This is a genomic window from Micromonospora sp. NPDC049366 (genome assembly GCF_044466625.1).
In the GTDB taxonomy this organism is placed as follows: Bacteria; Actinomycetota; Actinomycetes; order Mycobacteriales; family Micromonosporaceae; genus Micromonospora.
The window spans coordinates 1-16,588 of sequence record NZ_JBITMV010000020.1; the positions used below are offsets into that span (position 1 = coordinate 1).

Genomic DNA, 16,588 nt, shown 5'->3' on the forward strand with positions numbered 1-16,588 from the left:
GGCCGCCCGCTGGCCGCCCCCACGCGCGCCCCTCCAGCCGCCCCCACGCGCGCCCCTCCAGCCGCCCGCTGGCCGCCCGCTGGCCGCCCGCTGGCCGCCCCCACGCGCGCCCCTCCAGCCGCCCCCACGCGCGCCCCTCCAGCCGCCCGCTGGCCGCCCGCTGGCCGCCCGCTGGCGCGCCCCCACGCGCGGCCGGGCACGCGCGCCCCTACGCGCGCCCCTCCAGCCGCCCGCTGGCCGCCCGCTGGCCGCCCGCTGGCCGCCCGCTGGCGCGCCCCCACGCGCGGCCGGGCACGCGCGCCCCTACGCGGGTCCGGACCCGCGCCTGCGGCCGGGTACGCCCGCGACAGTCCATTCTGGCCCGTCGACCGGCGCGCGTGTGGGCAGCGCGGAAGGCTGAGGCGCGAGCCGGGAGCGGCCTCAGGCGTGTGCGCGCCTGCGCCTGGGCGCGCCCGTCGCGGGCGTGTGCGTGTGGCGCGGTCGGGCGCGGTGCGCATGCGCGCGAGAGGAATGCCCGAATTTGACAGCTTGGGCGGGGTGTGGTTAGCTTCGCCAAACGTTGTTCGGATCGTCCGAACGACACAAGCGATGGAGGCACCCATGGCACACACGGAGATGCGCGAGGCGAACCCGTTCCTGGCCCTTGCCCGGGCGGCACGCACATCCGCCCAGCGCGAGGCGTGCGACGCCGCGATTGCGGCGGTGCGGGCGGAGCTGAAGTACGCGGGCCGCGACGGCGGCGAGTTGATGCGCCTGGAGCGCGTGACCAACCAGGCGTGGGAGGCCGCGCGCCGCACGGGCCTGGCGATGCCCGACATGCGCTGGCGCTGACCGGCGCTGCCCGGCGACAACCGGCCCCCTCACGGGGCCGGGCGGTCGCCGAGTGGTGCCGGGCGGCCCGCCCGACATCCCAACCCGCCTGGCCAGGCACGGCCGGGCACAACCCACGGAGGTTCCCCATGACGCACACCGACCCGACCGCCCACGTTGTCCCGCTCGTTGCCCCCGGCACCGTCACCGTCACCGACGCGCACACCGACCCGTACCTGCGGTTGACCACGGCCGACGGCGGATCGCTCGGCCTGCCCATCGACATGCACCGCGCGCTCTCCCGGGCGCGGCGGAACACCCCGATCGTGGTCGCCGTACTCGCGGAGGCCGAGCGCCTGTTGCGCCGCCACACCGGGTGCGTCCCCGCCGGTCAGTGGGCGTGGACGGATTCCCGCCGGGGCTCGTTCGCCGTTGGCGTCGCCGAGCTGCCGGGCCTGTGCGAGATGTGCTTGCACGGCTGCGACTGCCACCGCAACAGCGACGGCTGCGGGCACCTCGGGTGCCGGGCCGCGCGGGGCAGCGAGCTGATGAACACCTGCCCGGGCGTGAGCGTGCTGATGGGCCGCTGACCGGCGCTGCCCGGTGATCGCGCCGACCCCGCATGGGTCGGCCGGTCGCCGAGTGGTGCCGGGCGGCCAGCCCGACATCCCAACCCGCTCGGCCAGGCACGGCCGGGCACAACCCACGGAGGTTCCCCATGACGCACACCGCCAACGCTCCCGCCCGCCTCACCCCCGCGTCCCTGCCCCCGTTGCAGGGTCAGACCTGGGACAACTTCGACGGCCGCTGGCGCCTGTACACGGTCGAGCACCTGTCGTTCGACGCGCTGCCCGAGTGCGGCAAGGGCGGGCCGGCGAAGGTCGCGGCCACGAACTGGACCGTGTCCGCGTCGAGCGTGAGCCGGGCGCTGTCGAGCCCGGGGGTCGTGGCCGCCGACGACGGCATGCACACGCTCCAGGTCATCCGGCTGTGCGGCCCCACCGGGTCGGACATCGAGCAGCACCCGCTGAACGGCACGAAGTACGCGAGCGCCGATGAGGCGTGGCGCGCGGCGTACGGGGCGGGGTTGCTCGGGTTCATGGTGTACGAGGGCGATGCCGCCCGGTTCGGGCTGCCGACGGCGGACGACGAGCAGGCCGACCCGGCGGCGAGCGCGGACGACGAGGACGAGTACCCGCCGCGCACGGACGACCTGTACGAGATGCCCGAGCCGGGCGCGGACCTGAACGCGCTCGACGGGGACGAGTGAGCGGCTGGCCGGGCGCGTGCCTGCGGGTGCGCGCCCGGCCGGGGCGTGTGCGGGTGTGCGTGTGCGCGCAGCCCGCGCAGCGCGTGAGGAACCGCCTCTGACCTGCGGTTTTTGACATTCCAGCCGTCGCCCTGTATGTTGTTCGGACCTTCCGAACGGCATTCAGGACCGGCGGGAGGAATCAGGCGCACACACGCCACACGAACGCACGAGGCAACGGCCGACCCAACGCGGGTCGGCCGTTCGCCGTAGGGCACCGGGCAACCGCCCAACCCACAACCCGCCCGGCCAGGCACGGCCAGGCACAACCCACGGAGGTTCCCACCCATGTCCACGAACGACACCAACGCGATCGGCGCGACCGAGCAGCCGCCAGCGGATCCGCAGGTGCTCGCGTTCGCCGTCGCGCACCAGGTCCTGACGGACGCGCTCGCGTTCGTCGTCAAGGCCCTGCCGAAGCGCCCGAACGTGCCCGTGCTGACGGGCGTGCTCATCGAGGGCGACGAGAACGGCGTCACCGTCGCCGGTTTCGACTACGAGCAGGCCCGCTGGTACACGCTGGAGGGCGCGCACGTCACCAACCCGGGGCGGCTGCTTGTGAGCGGCGCGCGGCTGGCCACGATGGTCAAGAAGCTGCGCGCGGGTTCGCCCGTCGCCCTCGCCGGTGAGGGCGTGAAGGTGCGGCTGACCGACGGCAAGACGAAGTACGCGCTGCCCACGATGCCCGTGGAGGACTACCCCACGCTGCCGGACATGCCGCCGGTCGCGGGCATGGTCGACGCGGCCACGCTGCTCGGCGCGGCGGTCCCGGTCGCTGGCGTAGCCGGGCGCGACGAGACGCTGCCGATGATGACGGGCGTGCGCTTGGAGGGCCACGGCGCGCGTCTGTCGCTGCTGGCGACGGACCGGTACCGGCTGGAGCACCGCGACGTCGAGTGGGCGAACGAGGCGAGCGCGTTCACGGCGCTGATCCCCGCGGTCACGCTGGTCGAGTTCGTGAAGCCGCTGGCGAAGCTCGCCGACACGATCACGGTGTACGCGGACGGTGATGCCGTCGACGGGCGGATGGGCTTCGAGGCCGGGCCGGCGCGGGCGTACACGCGGCTGCTGGACGGGGCGAACTACCCGCCGATCCGGTCGCTGTTCCCGAGCACCATGACGGCGCACGCGGACGTGCCGGCGAAGGACCTGATCGACGCGATTGGCCGTGTCGAGCTGGCGTGCGAGCGCAACACGCCGGTGCTGCTGGACTTCACCGCCAACGGCGTGCACCTGTCGGCGGGCGGCAGCTACGAGGCGGAGGCCAGCGAGGACGTCGAGGCCGTGTGGGTGGGCCCGGACGACAAGCGGCGGGCGAAGCTCGTGAAGGCGGCCGTCGCCGACGTGAAGCGGGATACGTACACGACCGAGAAGGGGTACGAGCGGGCGGTCGCGAAGGCGAAGGCCGAGGTCGAGGCCAACTTCGGCCGTATCTGCGTGGGCTTCAACCCGGCGTACCTGACGGCGGGCGTGAAGCTGGCCGGCAGTGCGCGGGTGCGGTTCGAGCTGGTCGACGGGTTCAAGCCCGCCGTGATCGTGCCCTTGGACGACGCGGGCGACGTCGTCCCGGACGTGCGGCACCTGCTCATGCCAATCCGCACCGCCGGTGGTCGCGAGGCGGTCGAGGAGGCGAAGGCGGCCGGTGAGCGGGCGAGCGCTGCGGCGGCGCTGGAGGCGGCGCTCCAGGCGGCGCAGGCCGCGGCCGAGCCGGTGAAGCCGGCGGCGAAGACGCGGGCCGGCAAGGCCAGCGCGGCGAGCGCGCCCGCCAAGCCGGTGGTGACGCCGACGGCCGACGCGGGCGGGGCGCTGGACCGGAACACGCCGCACGAGTTCGTGCGGGCGACCGACAACGGCAAGCCGGCCGTGTGGTCGACGAAGTGCCGGTGCGGGGGCATCCGCAAGGCGAAGGTGCACGACGGCCAGGGCGCGGGCGAGCCGGTGTCGGCGGCCGAGCCGGTGGCCGTGGCGGAGCCGGTCGACGAGCGGCCGTGGCTGGTCGTGATGACGCTCGCCGAGCGGGTCGGTGGGCGGCTGACCACGGTCGCGACGGACAAGCGCGCGGAGGAGGCGATGCGCGGGTTCGGGGCGGTGGCCACGGCGACGGTGGTCGACGAGCAGGGCAAGCGGATGTACGTGGGAGCGAAGGACGGGGAGATGGCGGAGCGGATGCGGCAGGCGGCGATGGGCAAGCAGGTGCCGGCGCGGGTGGAGCGCGGGCAGCTGCCGGAGGCGAGCGCGAAGGAGGTGCCGGTGGTGGCCGGTGAGCAGGTGGACGTGTCGGACCCGCGTCAGGTGAGCGAGGCCGCGTTCCTGCGGTTCGGGTCGGGTGACTTCGACGGCGCGTTGGAGCTGATCGAGGCGGGCATGGCGGCGACCCCGGACTTCGAGTTCGAGGACGCGGAGGGGCACAAGTACGGGTGGGACTGGATCCGCAACGCGGTGATGGCGCGGCAGGTCGAGGCGGAGATCAACGCCCCGGCGGGCGAGGAGGTCGACGACGAGCAGGACGGGGACGCGGCCGAGCCGACGCCGGAGGCGGTGGCCGCGCTCGCGACCGCCGTCGTCGACGCCGACACCGGGCCGGACGCCACGGCCGCCGCGAAGGCGTGCGGGCGGTGCGGCGGTACGGGGCCGAAGAAGAAGCTCATCGCGCACCGCGCGGGCTGCAAGAAGTACACGGGCCCGGCCACGCCCGCCGCGCCGGTGGCGCCGGTCGCGCCGGTCGCGCCGGTGGTCCGGAACACGAAGCCGGTCGCGCCGCAGCCGGCCGCGCCCGTCGCCGCGAAGCTGGACCTGGCCGCGATCGAGCGGCTGCTCGCCGAGGCCCTCGCCGGGCAGCCGGAGGACGTCGTGGCCGAGACGGTCGCGGTGGCCAAGGCGAAGCTGAGCGACGCGGCGAAGACGGCCACGGCACGCCCGGCGCCCGCCCGGCGGGACACCAGCCCGGCGGCGAAGCCGGCCCCCGCGGTCGTGGCGGCGGCCGACGAGGACACGTCGGTGTGGGCGGACATGGGCATGAAGGCGCCGAGCAGCACGGGCGGCGACCGGGTGTACCGGCTGCCGGTCGGCACCCGGCTGCGGGCCGCCCGCAAGGCGGTGCACGCGGCGTTGACCGAGGCGCACGGGCGCGGTGACCTGCCGGCGAAGCCGCAGGTCGACATCAACGCGGACGTGCGGCCGGCCCCGCTGACGGTCGGGTTCGGCGAGCCGGGCGCGCTCACGCCGGTCGTCGGCCTGGTCGACGAGATCGTGTCGGCCGCGCTGGAGGAGTTCATCCCGCAGCGGGCGAACGCCTGACACAGCACCACCCACGAGCCGGGGCGCGTCCACCAGGGCGTGCCCCGGCCCCATTCCCAACGCTCACACCAACGGAAGGACAGACGATGGGTTACAGCTACGGGCGGACGCCGGCAGGCCGGCAGGGGCTCGCCTGCGACAAGTGCGGGAAGGTCGGCGGGGTACGCAAGCGCAAGTGCCCGTACACGGTGACGGGCGACAACTCGCGCAGCCCGGACGGGAAGCGGCACGCGCTGCCGTACTGCCCGGCCCCGGCGGTCTGCCCGGAGTGCTGGACGAAACTCAAGCCGACGGCGCACGCGGAGTGCAAGGAGGGCGCGGCGCGCAGGCAGGCCGAGGAGGACGCCAAGCAGGCGCGCCTCGACAGCGGTGACCTCATCGTGCTGTCGGCGGTCGGTGACTGGCACGAGGGCGTGCCGACCGGGATGGTGCGCGTGACGTTCGGCGGGCCCGCGTGGAGCGGCCACCGCGACTTCCTGATGCCGAAGGACGTGTACAAGAACGACGGGTGGCTGTCGGACTACCCGCAGGCGGTGCCCGCCGACGCGTGCGACCACCAGCCCGGCCAGCCCGCGTGCGAGCGGCCGGACTGCGGCGGTACGCCGCCGATCACGACGCCGTTCCGCGCCTACGACGTCAGTGTGGAGCCGCGCGCGACTGAGTGCGGGGCGGACCAGACGGTTCGGGACCTGGCGCGGGCGGTGGGGGCGCGCACCGGGTTGCCGGTCAGCGCGCTGCGGGCCGGTGACAACGGGTGGGCGGACGTCAACCGGGGCGGCCGGAAAATCAACGGCTGGGACTTCAAGGTCGGTCCGGCTCAGGTGCGGGTGCTCACCTACGAGGCGCGGCACGCGCTGTCCCGTGACCCGCTGCTGTACGCCGCCGCGTACGTGGGGCAGACCTGCGCGGCCGGGGCGGTCGACATGGTCCGGCGGCCCGACGCGTGGAAGGGTGAGATCGTCCGCGCGGTCACGCCGATCGTCGAGTCGCTGTACGACGCGGTCCAGGTGGCCACGCCCGCGCCCATCCAGGGGTGGTCGTTGAAGAGCCCGATCATCGGCAGCAACGTGCAGCACAACGGGCTCGGGCTCGTGGAAGTCGCCGAGTCTCGTGGAGAGGGCTACACGCTGCTCGTGAAGGACGCGGCTGGGCGGGACCACTACATCGACCGCATGGACGGCTGGTGGAAGGTGTATCCGGGCGGGGCCGCGGTCGGCGGCGTGGACACGCCGGAGCGGTACGCGCGGCGGATCGCGTACCGCGACCACGTCATGGAGTGGCGGCACGCGAAGCTCGCCGACGCGAACGTCGCCCGGGCGAAGGACTGCCCGACCTGTCTGAGCGAGGTCACGGGCGCGCCGGAGTTGGGCACCGGTCACGTGTGGGGGCGGTACGTGCGGTTCCCGTGGTGCCTGCTCTGCGGTACCCCGGCGACGCTGACCGCAGCCACCACCGCGCGGTGCCCGGGAACGCCCGGCGGTGACCGCCCGGCTGGCCTGCCCGATGACGTCGAGCCTGAGGTCGGCCGGGCGGCCGTGGCCGGGGAGATACGCGAGCGGGTGTCGCAGGCGCCTGATGGCCTGGCTGCTCCCCGGATGCTCCCGACCCGGGATGACCGCAGGGCCAAACGCGGCGACGTGCTGGTGATCGAGAAGCGCACCCAGGTCGGCACCCGCGACGGGCGCGGCGCTGTGGAGGTCCGCTACGAGGTGCACGAGGTCATCAGCGCGACCCGCGACGGCGAGCCGAAACGGGTACGTGATCTCGGCTGGGGCCGTGAGTACAACATCGGCAAACACGACCGGCGCGACTTCCAGGCCAGCCGGCGGCAGGTCATCCCCGGGGACCTGGTCGACGTCGACGCGCTGCATCAGGCGCTCAAGGCGCACACGTACCCGAACAGCACGACGCCGAAGAGGCCCGAGACGCGCGCCGAGGTGCACGCCTTCATCACGCCGCACCTGGTCGAGCCCGGCGTCTCGCCGCCGAAAATCACCGCACCGGAGCCGGAGCCCGCCGCGCCGGTGGCGGTGGCGGTGCAGCCGGACCCGTGGGGGCCGGCGCTGCGGGCCCTCGGTGCGGTGGGGGCGGGGTCGCGATGAGCACGCGGACGAGCGCCGGGCGGGTCACCGCCCGGCGCGGGCCGGTGGACAGCCGGATCGCGGCGGGCACGTGCCGGGAGTGCGGGTTCGTCAACGCGACGTACGACGTGGAGGTGATGCGCTGCGGCGGGTGTGACACCCGCGTGCGGCTGACGTACGTGCAGGGCTCCCACAATGCGGCGCAGCCGTGTGACTCCCGGTGCCAGTACGCGACCGGACCGGTCTGCTCGTGCGCGTGCGGTGGGGACAACCACCGGGCCGGGTACATCCACGTCGACCTGGTGCCGGTGTGGGTGCGGGAGCGGGACCGGGCGCGGCACACGGCGAAGCAGGCGCAGGCGGAGCAGCGGCGGCTGACCGCCGAGGAGCGCAAGCAGGCGCGGCGGGCGGAACTGCTGGAGCGGCACCCGGAGTTGGCGGACCTGACCCGGGAGAAGTACGACGTGCCCGGCACCCGCGAGCACCTGGACGGGTTCCTGCTGGAGATGTTCTGGGCGTTCGGGCGTGGGGACATGACCGACCGGCAGGCAGCGGCGGCGGCCAAGGCCATCCAGGGTGAGCGGCGGTACGCGGCGAAGGTCGCCGAGCGGCAGGCGCGGGACGCGCAGCTGCGGGCGGCGGGGGTGCGGGTGCCGACCGGGCGGGTGACGTTCAAAGGCTGGATCGTGTCGGTGAAGGACGACGTCAACCGGTTCTCGTACCACGCGAACACGGTGTGGAAGTGCGTCATCGAGACCGACGAGGGGTGGCGGGTGCACGGCGCGCTCCCCCGCGGTCTGGAGCCGCCGGAGCCGACCGGCTCGGCGGAGGAGCGTGACGCGATCCTCGCGCTGTGGAAGGGCTGGCACGATCGGCTGCCCGGCCGTGAGGTGACCATCCGCGCGGAGCTGTCGCCGTCGGACGACGACCCGCTGTTCGGGTTCTTCAAGCGCCCGAAGTTGGTCGCGGCGGGGCCGCTGCGTGCTCCGGGTGAGCCCAAGCCGCAGCGCGAGCCGGTGCCAGCGCCCGTGGAAGCGTTCCGGCCGGACCCGTGGGGGCCGGTTCTGCGCGCGTTGGGCGTGTGAGCGCAGGCGCGCAGATGCGCGAGCGGGCGCACACGCAGTGCGTGTGAGCGCAGGCCCGCACATACGTGAGGAAAACCGCCTCTGACCTGGGGATTTGACCCGGGAACCATCACCCCGTAATGTTGTTCGGACTTTCCGAACGGCATTCGGGCCGTTGGCAGGAATCAGGCGCACAGACGCCACCCACCCACGCACCACAACCACCGGCCTGACCAGGGCCGGAGGTCAACCACACCCACACACGAAAGGACCCACCATGTCCCACCCGCTCAAGTACGAGACCCTCCCCAGCCGCCTCCAGCCCGCCCCCGGCGACGTCGTCGAGGTCGCGGCCTTCGCCGACGAGCACGCCTACCGGCTCCGCGCCGTCGACGTCTACGGGCACGCCGCCGGTGCGCTCGTCACCGGCCAGATGCTCGACCAGCGCGGCCGTGTCCTCAGCGACCTGCGCACCTTCCCGCTCGGCGCTGGCATCCCGTACGCCGTCATCCCCGACCGCGGCTGGAAGGGACGGCTGCGCGAGACGCTCCTCGGCCGCGCCGGACGCCACCGCACCAAGGGCTGACCCGGTACCGCCCCGCGACAACCGGCCCGCACCACGGGCCGGCGGTCGCTGAGTGGCACCAGGCAATCCCGCCCGGACCGCCCACCCGCGCACCACCCAACCGCCAGGAGGCACCCCATGTCCGCTGTCCCCACCGTCGCCCCGGTCACCCGCCTCACCGCCACCACCGGAAGCGACGCCCCGTTCACCGTCACCGCCACCATCGAAACCGGCCTGCGCGAGACGCACCTGATCGTCGTCGTCGACGGCGAGCCGCACTGCTTCCGCATCAACCGTCACTGGCTGCGCCTGGAGGACCGCACCGTCACCGACGAGGCCACCCGGCTGCTCCAGCGCCACGCCGCGTACCAGCCCGCCACCGAGTGGTCGCCGACCGGGTCCGGCACGCTCACCGCCACCGTCGCCGAGATCAGCGGGCGGTGCCGCACCTGCGCCCACAACTGCGACTGCATGCCCGGCAGCAACGGCTGCGGCCACTTCGGCTGCCCCTTCGCCGCCGAGGACGTCGCCAACACCTGCGACGGGGCGGACATCCACCTCCAGGCCCGTCGGCCCCGCCGGAAGCGAATTGCCCACCGCCACGTCACCCGCTGACCTGGAGCAACCCACCACGACCCGTCCCACCCGAGCCCACGGAGACGCCATGACCAGCGCCAACATCCCCCCGAAGCCACGCCGTCGCCGCCCGATCGAGGTCGCTTTCGCCGCGGCTCTGTTCGGCACGCCCGCTGTCGGTATCACCGCCGCAATCGCGCGGGCCGCCTGGGTGTGGCCGCTGTCCAAGGTCGTCGTCGCCGGGCACGTCGCCGCGATCGTGCTGTTCCTGGTGGCTCTGCTGACGGGCCGCCGCTCCCGCTGAACCCGCACCAGACACCCATACACCCGCTCAACAGGAGGTAACCCCGTGTCCGACACCCTCATCCACGACACCAACGAGGCACGCACCCAAGCCCTCATGGAGTACGCCCGGCGAGAGAACACCGGCGCGTACGTGCAGCACGCCGACGGTTCCGACTACACGGAGCCGTTCATCCGGGTGTCCGGCGGCGACGTGCACGCCTTCATCGACGACGACGGCCGCCTGCACATCAGCGTGTGGACCGACGACATGCGGTGGCCGATCACCCGCCCGGACGGCACCCTCCCGATCGTCGTCGACGTCGAGGGCAACCGGGTTTGGGCCGACACCGACGCCCAGCCGACCCTCACCCCCGCCAGCAGCACCCACGACGTCAAGGCGGCGGCTGACCTGGTCGCCGAGTACGACGCCTGGGAGCGCACGGCCACCGCCGACCTGGCGGAGATGGCCAAGCGCGCCGAGGAGACGTGCAACTACAACGCGTACGACTCTCAGCGCTTCGACTACGCCGAGGAGGCGTGGGGACGCCTCGGCGGCCTCGCTGAGGCGGTGCGCCGCGAGCAGGAGCAGACGGTCCGGCTAATGGGGTCGCTGGCCAAGATGGCGGAGATGCTGGGCAGCTACACGGCCGAGACGGGCGTGCATTTCTCCTGCTCCGAGGCCGACGTGATCGCCGAGGTGCTGTACCGCTCCGGTCACCCGGCGGCAGCCGCCTGGTGGCTCGGCATCCACGCCTCGGACGACGAGCCTGCCGACACCGAAGGGACCGGCGACAAGCACGCCTTCCTGCGGGACGGCGGCGAGTACGCCGACAGCTTCCACATGGGCGCGGCGCTCACCTACGTCGAGAGCACGTTCGGCGCCTAGAGCGACCTCCGGCGTTCGGGCTCACCCGTCCGAACGTCGAGCGACGCCTGACCAGCTCCCGCACGGCGCTGGCCGGGCCACCAGGTCCGGCCAGCGGCCGTGGGGCACCGGCCCCAGCAACACCCTCCGTTCACCAGCACACGAAGGATCAACCATGGCCAACGTCTACGACGCCCCCGCCACCGCCAACCCGGACATCCTCATGCCGGGTAAGCAGTTCGGGGTCGAAACGCTGGACGACAACGAGTACGGCGTGCGCGAAGAGGACGTCGTCATCTACGGCACACCCGACACGCTGCGTTCGTTCTGCGAGGCAATCCTCAGCCGCATCCCCACGCCCACCGAGGGCACCCACGAGGAGCGCCTGGAGCGGGCGGTCACGGACGCCGAACCGCTGTTCTGGGCGGTCATCAACGCGCACTTCCCCGAGGTGGAGACCGGCGACTTCGGGCCCGGCGACGCCCACGAGCTCGTCACGGCGCTGGAGGGCGCGGTGCGGACGTGGCTGCTCTACAACCACCCCGACAACCAGCACGGCGAGGACCTGACCGCGGGCTGACGCGGTACCCGCACGGTGCTGGCCGGGCCATCCGAGTCCGGCCAGCGGCCGTGGGGCACCGGCCCCTGCACCATCCTCCGCTCCCCCAACGCACCGAGGAGACCGCATGACCACGCCCACCACAACCGAGCTGATTGAGCTGCCGCACTCCGGCCTGCGGGTGCCCAACACCCGCCTGCACGTCACCTCGTACCGGGCGCTACCCACCCCCGAAGCGGAGGCGGTCACCGCCACGCTACGGCTCGACGAGAACCCCGTCGGCGTGATCCAGAACCGGGGCGAGGGCCGACCCACCTGGATCGACTACCACGACACGGGCGCGTTCGGGCCCGACCAGTTCGACCAGTTCGTGGCCGCCTGCCAGTACGCCTCCGGCACGCACGTCACCGACCAGGACGTGATGCGCGACCTGATCGCGGAGTTCGAGACCCGCCGGCGGTTGGGGCGCGCCGCGAAGGACGAGTACACGCTGGTCCGGCGGATGGAGTTCCTCCACGAGCCGGGCCGGTCGGCGGCCGAGCGGCTCGCCTACCAGCCGTTCCCGTACGAGGAGCTGGCCTACCCGATCGCGTTCACCGTCGACCGCCGCGAGCAGCTCGTCGACGAGTTGGAGGCGCGCCCGGTCAGCGAGCACGGCTGGTGGGAGCTGTGGACCGGCGAGCGGTGGGAGCGCATCACCAAGCCGGCCGTTCCCCTCACCGCCGCCGCCTGAGCCCCGTAACCCCACGCCAGCCGCGGCCCCGCATGGTCGCGGCTGGCGCCGCACGACCGTCCACTCCCAGCGCACCCACGAGAGGCACCTCGATGACCGTTGTTGACCCGGCCGCCCACTACATTCCCGCCCACCCGATCCCGGTCGAGCCGCTGCACCCGATCGCCAGCCTGATCGACCACCACCGGTTCCTGGCCCGCCAGAACCTCACCGCCGCGCACCTGCTGTCCGCGACCTTCCGGGTGCCCCGGTTCTACATGCCGCCGGGCCGGCACGACCGCAGCGACCTCGCCAACACCTTGGCGGTCGTCGCCGACGACCGGAGGCTGCTGGCCGCGCTGCTGACACTGCGCCGAGCCGGGGTGCTGTACATGACCGGTTCGCGGTGGCGGGGCATGAGTGCGGCCATCCTCGCGGGCCCGTCGCCGACCCGCCCGCTTCAGGTCGTCGCCACCGGGCACGGCGTGCTGCCGGACAACGGTGACGGGTGCGGCGAGTACCCGATGACCGACGGCCGCCGCTACGTCGGCGAGCTCTGGCACAACCGCCACGGCGAGTGGCGGGCGTTCCGGCGAGGCACGGACGGCGGGGTCACGGCGGCCGATGGGGCGACCGTGTCCGCCGGTCACCGCACCGCCGACGCCGCCGCCTACGCGGTCGGCTGGCTCATCGCCGACCACTGACGGGCGCACGCCCGGTGACCACCGGCCCCGTACGACCGGGGCCGGGCGGTCGCCGAGTGGCGCCACGCCACTAACCGCAACACCCCGATCCGCACGAACGGAAGGAACCATCCCGTGACCGACACGACCAAGGACCTGCGCGCCCTCGCCGACCGCCCCGCCCCGATCGCCGAACTGGAGGGCCACAACGCGCACCTCAGCGATGACGACCCGCAGATGGAGGGCGCGCACACGGCCAGCGGCACCGCCGCTCACCGCTACGCGACCATGGAGGCCGGGAAGGCCGCCGCCATCGTGGCCGCCGTGCTCCCGGGCGCTCACCGCGTCGTGTTCGCGGTCCGGTACGACGACGAGGTCGGTGCCCTGGCCGACCTGCGGGCGGTGTGGGACGCCGCCGGGTTGATGCAATGGCGCAGCGCCGCGTTCGCCAGCCACCCGGACGCCGTGGTACGGGACGAGGCGGAAGCGTACGGAGGACCGGTTCTGCCGGTCGTTCCCGACAGCACCAGCGACGCCATCGAGAAGCGGCTGGAGCTGGCCGAGGACCACGGCCGTGGGTACTTCCTCGACGCCGCCGAGGGCCGGCCGACGCTGTACGTCAACGGGCAGGTGGTGGAGAACCCGTGGTGGCGTGCGGAGGACTTGCGGGAGTTGATCGTGCCCGAGGCTCTGTCGGAGGCCGAGCGAGCACGCGCAGAGTCCCTGCCGCAAGTGGCGAGCGAGGGCGGGCGGCTGTTCCCGGTGTCGTTCCCCTCGGAGGATGCCAACGAGCGGGAGGGCGTGGTCACGTACTGGCTGCCGTTCGTCGACCGGCACGGCAAGCCGACGTTCCTTGACGCCCGGTCGTGGGCGTTCCGACAGGCTGACGCGAGCGAGCTGGCGGAGCGTACGACGTGGCGGTACCCGGACGGCACGGTGTGGGTCGGCCCGGCAACGCCCGCCCGGAACAGCGTGTGGGTGCTGGCGATCACCTGGAGCAAGGGCGACGCGGTCAGCGTCCACACCAGCGAGCGCGGCGCCAAGCAGAGCCTGGCGAAGTTCGCCCGGGCGTCATGGTCGGACGTCGCCGGCCAAGGCGACTGCCCGGCCGAGCCGCCTGCCGATGACGACGAGGCGGCGCGCCTGTACTTCGAGACTACGGAGGACGCCTGGCACAGCATCACCGAGACGGACGTGGAGGACGACGGCGATCCGGAGCCGACGCCCGACGACGCGACCGTGGACCGGCTCACGGCCCTCGCCGAGACCAACGGCGTGTCGTGGCTGAGCCTGAGCGACCTGGTGCACGACCTGTTCTCCGCGCAGGCCAGCGAGGTCAACAACGACGGGCCCGGGTCGATGGTCCGCGCCTTGGTGGAGCACCTCGGCGTGAGTGAGGCCGAAGCGCAGATCCGCAGCCTCACCGACGAGTCCGACGAGCAGCTCGCCACCGTCGCCTGCAAGTTCTGCCACCAGCAGACGCCCGCTGCCACTGCCCGCATCCACGACGGCGGGCCGGTCGGCGAGTGCTGCTGGGACGAACGGCTCAACGCCACCGCGTGACGGGCGCACGCCCGGTGACCACCGGCCCCGGACGACCGGGGCCGGGCGGTCGCCGAGTGGTGCCACGCCACTACCGCACAACCCCTGACCCGTACGACCGAAGGAACGACCCATGACCACAACCAACCTGCCCGTACCCGTCCACGCCGAACAGCACCGACCCGCGACCGCCGAGGCCGAGGCCGAGGAGGAGCGGACCGGCTGGTGCTACAACCGCCACCGCAACGACACCGGCGCCTTGTGCCCCCGGTCCGAGAAGCCCGCGCCGGAGGACGGCGACGAGTTCGACCCGTGCCCGGACGGGTGCAGGAAGGGCTGGGTGGTCGAGGCGTGCCGCACCTGCGGCGTGCCCAACGACGACGGCGAGGGCTGGGACGGCGAGTGCGGCAACTGCGCGGACGCCACGGAGCGCAAGCGCAACAGCATCGACATGTCGGTGTTGCAGCAGAAGGTCGCCGCCTCGGGGCACGTCGCGCTGGTCGACAAGACGGGCGGCAACACGGCCACCCTGTTCGCTGGGCGGCTCGTCGCCGGGGACGACGAGCGGCCGGTGCGCTGGTCGGTGTCCGCCGGTCCGGGGCATTTTGAGGAGCCTGGTCGGGCTGTGGCGTACCGCGACGAGTTCGGGTACGGGCACGACAGCAACGCCGACGACGCGCTCTGGGTGAGCCTGTACGACGACGACCGGGACATGGACGACGTCGCCGACGCGATCGTGAAGATGCTCGAAGACGTCGAGCGGCAGCGCACGGAGGCGGGTGTCCCGCCGGCCGGCCGTGACGCGATTGTCGAGGCGTACGGGGAGACCGTCGCGGACGCCCAGGAGCGGGTGTACGGCAGGCCGTCGGCGAGCGAGGGGGCGGCCCTGCCGGTCCCGGCGCTGCGGGAGGGCGAGGTTTGGGGGCTGGCCACCCTCGGCTGCGAGGACGACGGCAGCGACAGTTGGCGGGCGGTGTACGACCCGCGCACCAGGTGGAACGGCTTCCTGTGCCCCCGCTTCCCCCGGGCCGAGGCGGAGCGGATGCGCGTCTACTGGGACAAGGCCGCCGCTGCGGCCGGGCCCGACGCGATCGTCGACACGCTGCGGTGGGACGGGGACGTGCTGGTGCTGGTGTCCGGCCAGTACAACCGTGACGGCGGTGCCCTCCAGCCGGGCGAGCAGCCCGACGAGGACCGCATCGAGCCCGACGAGCGCGGTCTGTACGCGGTCGGCGCGTACTCCTGGTGCTGGTACGAGGGCGACCCGCACCCGGTGGCGTGCGCTGAGGTGTCGGGCGGTGACCGATGATGTTGGACGTCTACGGGGCGCGGCGCGAGGCCGTGGTCATGGAAGCCACCTGGGGGCATCTGCGCCCCAACGCTGGGCGACACGAGGGGTTCCTCCTCGCCGCAGCGTCGGCGTACGGCGGGGAACGGACGCTGATCGACGGCGGGTTCCAGGGTGTGCCGGACTCGCGATGGCTGCACGAGGCGATGCTCGACGAGGTCGACGACGCGGAGATGGAGCTGGCGGGCCTCTACCGGTTCATTGGCGTGTGCGTGGTCGTCGGCGAGCGGGTGACTCTGGACGGCGATTGGGAGCGGCTGCCGCTCGACGTTCACCCGCTGGCCGTTGTCGGCCCGCAGCCGAGCGGAGCGGAGGGGCGCGAGTGAACGGGGTGGACATCGACCTGACCCACGTCAGCATGGGCAGGGCCCGGGTGCACGGGTGGGTTCGGAAGGCCGACGCGGTGACGGTGCTCGCGAACCTGCGTGAGCGGGGCCTGAACGCAACCAAGCTGGAGGAGTTCCACCGGGCGCACAACCGGTTCGACCGGTTCTGGGTGATCGGCCGCCCGGACTCGAACGCGGAGTTCACGTGGCTGATGGACGACGATGGCACGTGGGCGCGCGGTCGGCTGGTCGACCGGTATGACAAGCCGTCTGCGTGGGTGAGCCTGCCGACGCCGGAGCGGATACCGGCGACGTTCACGCACATCACCACCACGGTCCTGTGCGCCGGTCGCCGCGAGCGGTACCGCACCAAGTCGAACGGCTCATGCGGGCGGTGGGTCATGGGCGATGACTCGGTGGCGCGGTGCACGTGCGGCTGGAAGTCCTACGCCAGCACACGGGGCGAGGCGCAGGCCGCCGCCCGCTGGCACCGCGCGAACCCGGGTGACCGCCCGCTCGGGTAGGCGCACGCGTTCACGTCCGGGTGCCCGCACGGCGCGGGTGCC

17 protein-coding genes are annotated in these 16,588 nt (G+C 73.3%); all 17 read left to right on the forward strand.

What is annotated here, in order from left to right:
* The first annotated feature begins 600 nt into the window (after window positions 1–600).
* The 17 genes from ACIBTV_RS25395 (at window position 601) to ACIBTV_RS25475 (ending at window position 16,546) form a co-directional block, all read left to right on the forward strand.
* Window positions 601–831, forward strand: coding sequence for a hypothetical protein (locus tag ACIBTV_RS25395; protein WP_396708779.1), 231 nt, complete (start codon window positions 601–603; stop codon window positions 829–831).
* A 128-nt stretch (window positions 832–959) separates the two neighbouring features.
* A complete protein-coding gene (locus tag ACIBTV_RS25400) occupies window positions 960–1,400 on the forward strand; it encodes a hypothetical protein (RefSeq protein WP_396708781.1) in 441 nt (146 codons plus the stop codon).
* Between the two features lie 128 nt (window positions 1,401–1,528).
* Window positions 1,529–2,080, forward strand: coding sequence for a hypothetical protein (locus ACIBTV_RS25405; protein WP_396708783.1), 552 nt, complete (start codon window positions 1,529–1,531; stop codon window positions 2,078–2,080).
* A 327-nt stretch (window positions 2,081–2,407) separates the two neighbouring features.
* Window positions 2,408–5,416: a DNA polymerase III subunit beta gene (gene dnaN, locus ACIBTV_RS25410; RefSeq protein WP_396708784.1), complete on the forward strand. Its 3,009-nt coding sequence runs from the start codon at window positions 2,408–2,410 to the stop codon at window positions 5,414–5,416.
* A gap of 86 nt (window positions 5,417–5,502) precedes the next feature.
* A complete protein-coding gene (locus tag ACIBTV_RS25415) occupies window positions 5,503–7,518 on the forward strand; it encodes a hypothetical protein (protein WP_396708786.1) in 2,016 nt (671 codons plus the stop codon).
* On the forward strand, window positions 7,515–8,582 hold the full coding sequence (locus ACIBTV_RS25420) for a hypothetical protein (RefSeq protein WP_396708788.1): 1,068 nt from the start codon (window positions 7,515–7,517) through the stop codon (window positions 8,580–8,582). Before ACIBTV_RS25415 ends, ACIBTV_RS25420 begins: the two co-directional genes overlap by 4 nt.
* A 256-nt stretch (window positions 8,583–8,838) precedes the next feature.
* A complete protein-coding gene (locus ACIBTV_RS25425) occupies window positions 8,839–9,147 on the forward strand; it encodes a hypothetical protein (RefSeq protein WP_396708790.1) in 309 nt (102 codons plus the stop codon).
* A gap of 117 nt (window positions 9,148–9,264) precedes the next feature.
* Window positions 9,265–9,741: a hypothetical protein gene (locus tag ACIBTV_RS25430; RefSeq protein ID WP_396708792.1), complete on the forward strand. Its 477-nt coding sequence runs from the start codon at window positions 9,265–9,267 to the stop codon at window positions 9,739–9,741.
* Between the two features lie 49 nt (window positions 9,742–9,790).
* Window positions 9,791–10,006 (forward strand): hypothetical protein, encoded by a 216-nt coding sequence (locus ACIBTV_RS25435; protein ID WP_396708794.1) that lies wholly within the window; start codon window positions 9,791–9,793, stop codon window positions 10,004–10,006.
* 45 nt (window positions 10,007–10,051) lie between these two features.
* Window positions 10,052–10,873 carry a hypothetical protein gene (locus tag ACIBTV_RS25440; RefSeq protein WP_396708796.1) on the forward strand — a complete coding sequence of 274 codons (822 nt, stop codon included), beginning with the start codon at window positions 10,052–10,054 and terminating at the stop codon, window positions 10,871–10,873.
* Window positions 10,874–11,027: 154 nt separating this feature from the next.
* Entirely contained in the window at window positions 11,028–11,432 is a 405-nt protein-coding gene (locus ACIBTV_RS25445) for a hypothetical protein (RefSeq protein ID WP_396708798.1), read from the forward strand.
* Window positions 11,433–11,538: 106 nt separating this feature from the next.
* Window positions 11,539–12,144: a hypothetical protein gene (locus ACIBTV_RS25450; RefSeq protein WP_396708800.1), complete on the forward strand. Its 606-nt coding sequence runs from the start codon at window positions 11,539–11,541 to the stop codon at window positions 12,142–12,144.
* 92 nt (window positions 12,145–12,236) lie between these two features.
* Entirely contained in the window at window positions 12,237–12,827 is a 591-nt protein-coding gene (locus ACIBTV_RS25455) for a hypothetical protein (RefSeq protein ID WP_396708802.1), read from the forward strand.
* A gap of 114 nt (window positions 12,828–12,941) precedes the next feature.
* Entirely contained in the window at window positions 12,942–14,369 is a 1,428-nt protein-coding gene (locus ACIBTV_RS25460; protein WP_396708804.1) for a hypothetical protein, read from the forward strand.
* 112 nt (window positions 14,370–14,481) lie between these two features.
* A complete protein-coding gene (locus ACIBTV_RS25465; protein ID WP_396708806.1) occupies window positions 14,482–15,657 on the forward strand; it encodes a hypothetical protein in 1,176 nt (391 codons plus the stop codon).
* Window positions 15,654–16,022 carry a hypothetical protein gene (locus ACIBTV_RS25470; RefSeq protein WP_396708808.1) on the forward strand — a complete coding sequence of 123 codons (369 nt, stop codon included), beginning with the start codon at window positions 15,654–15,656 and terminating at the stop codon, window positions 16,020–16,022. The genes ACIBTV_RS25465 and ACIBTV_RS25470 overlap by 4 nt, the downstream gene beginning before the upstream one ends.
* Entirely contained in the window at window positions 16,019–16,546 is a 528-nt protein-coding gene (locus ACIBTV_RS25475; protein ID WP_396708810.1) for a hypothetical protein, read from the forward strand. The genes ACIBTV_RS25470 and ACIBTV_RS25475 overlap by 4 nt, the downstream gene beginning before the upstream one ends.
* Window positions 16,547–16,588 lie beyond the last annotated feature (42 nt).

Bases quoted from the DNA above. Each gene is read 5' to 3' on its own strand.
- ACIBTV_RS25395 (WP_396708779.1), top strand. From the start codon at position 601: ATGGCACACACGGAGATGCGCGAGGCGAACCCGTTCCTGGCCCTTGCC.
- ACIBTV_RS25400 (WP_396708781.1), top strand. From the start codon at position 960: ATGACGCACACCGACCCGACCGCCCACGTTGTCCCGCTCGTTGCCCCC.
- ACIBTV_RS25405 (WP_396708783.1), top strand. From the start codon at position 1,529: ATGACGCACACCGCCAACGCTCCCGCCCGCCTCACCCCCGCGTCCCTG.
- dnaN (WP_396708784.1), top strand. From the start codon at position 2,408: ATGTCCACGAACGACACCAACGCGATCGGCGCGACCGAGCAGCCGCCA.
- ACIBTV_RS25415 (WP_396708786.1), top strand. From the start codon at position 5,503: ATGGGTTACAGCTACGGGCGGACGCCGGCAGGCCGGCAGGGGCTCGCC.
- ACIBTV_RS25420 (WP_396708788.1), top strand. From the start codon at position 7,515: ATGAGCACGCGGACGAGCGCCGGGCGGGTCACCGCCCGGCGCGGGCCG.
- ACIBTV_RS25425 (WP_396708790.1), top strand. From the start codon at position 8,839: ATGTCCCACCCGCTCAAGTACGAGACCCTCCCCAGCCGCCTCCAGCCC.
- ACIBTV_RS25430 (WP_396708792.1), top strand. From the start codon at position 9,265: ATGTCCGCTGTCCCCACCGTCGCCCCGGTCACCCGCCTCACCGCCACC.
- ACIBTV_RS25435 (WP_396708794.1), top strand. From the start codon at position 9,791: ATGACCAGCGCCAACATCCCCCCGAAGCCACGCCGTCGCCGCCCGATC.
- ACIBTV_RS25445 (WP_396708798.1), top strand. From the start codon at position 11,028: ATGGCCAACGTCTACGACGCCCCCGCCACCGCCAACCCGGACATCCTC.
- ACIBTV_RS25450 (WP_396708800.1), top strand. From the start codon at position 11,539: ATGACCACGCCCACCACAACCGAGCTGATTGAGCTGCCGCACTCCGGC.
- ACIBTV_RS25455 (WP_396708802.1), top strand. From the start codon at position 12,237: ATGACCGTTGTTGACCCGGCCGCCCACTACATTCCCGCCCACCCGATC.
- ACIBTV_RS25465 (WP_396708806.1), top strand. From the start codon at position 14,482: ATGACCACAACCAACCTGCCCGTACCCGTCCACGCCGAACAGCACCGA.
- ACIBTV_RS25470 (WP_396708808.1), top strand. From the start codon at position 15,654: ATGATGTTGGACGTCTACGGGGCGCGGCGCGAGGCCGTGGTCATGGAA.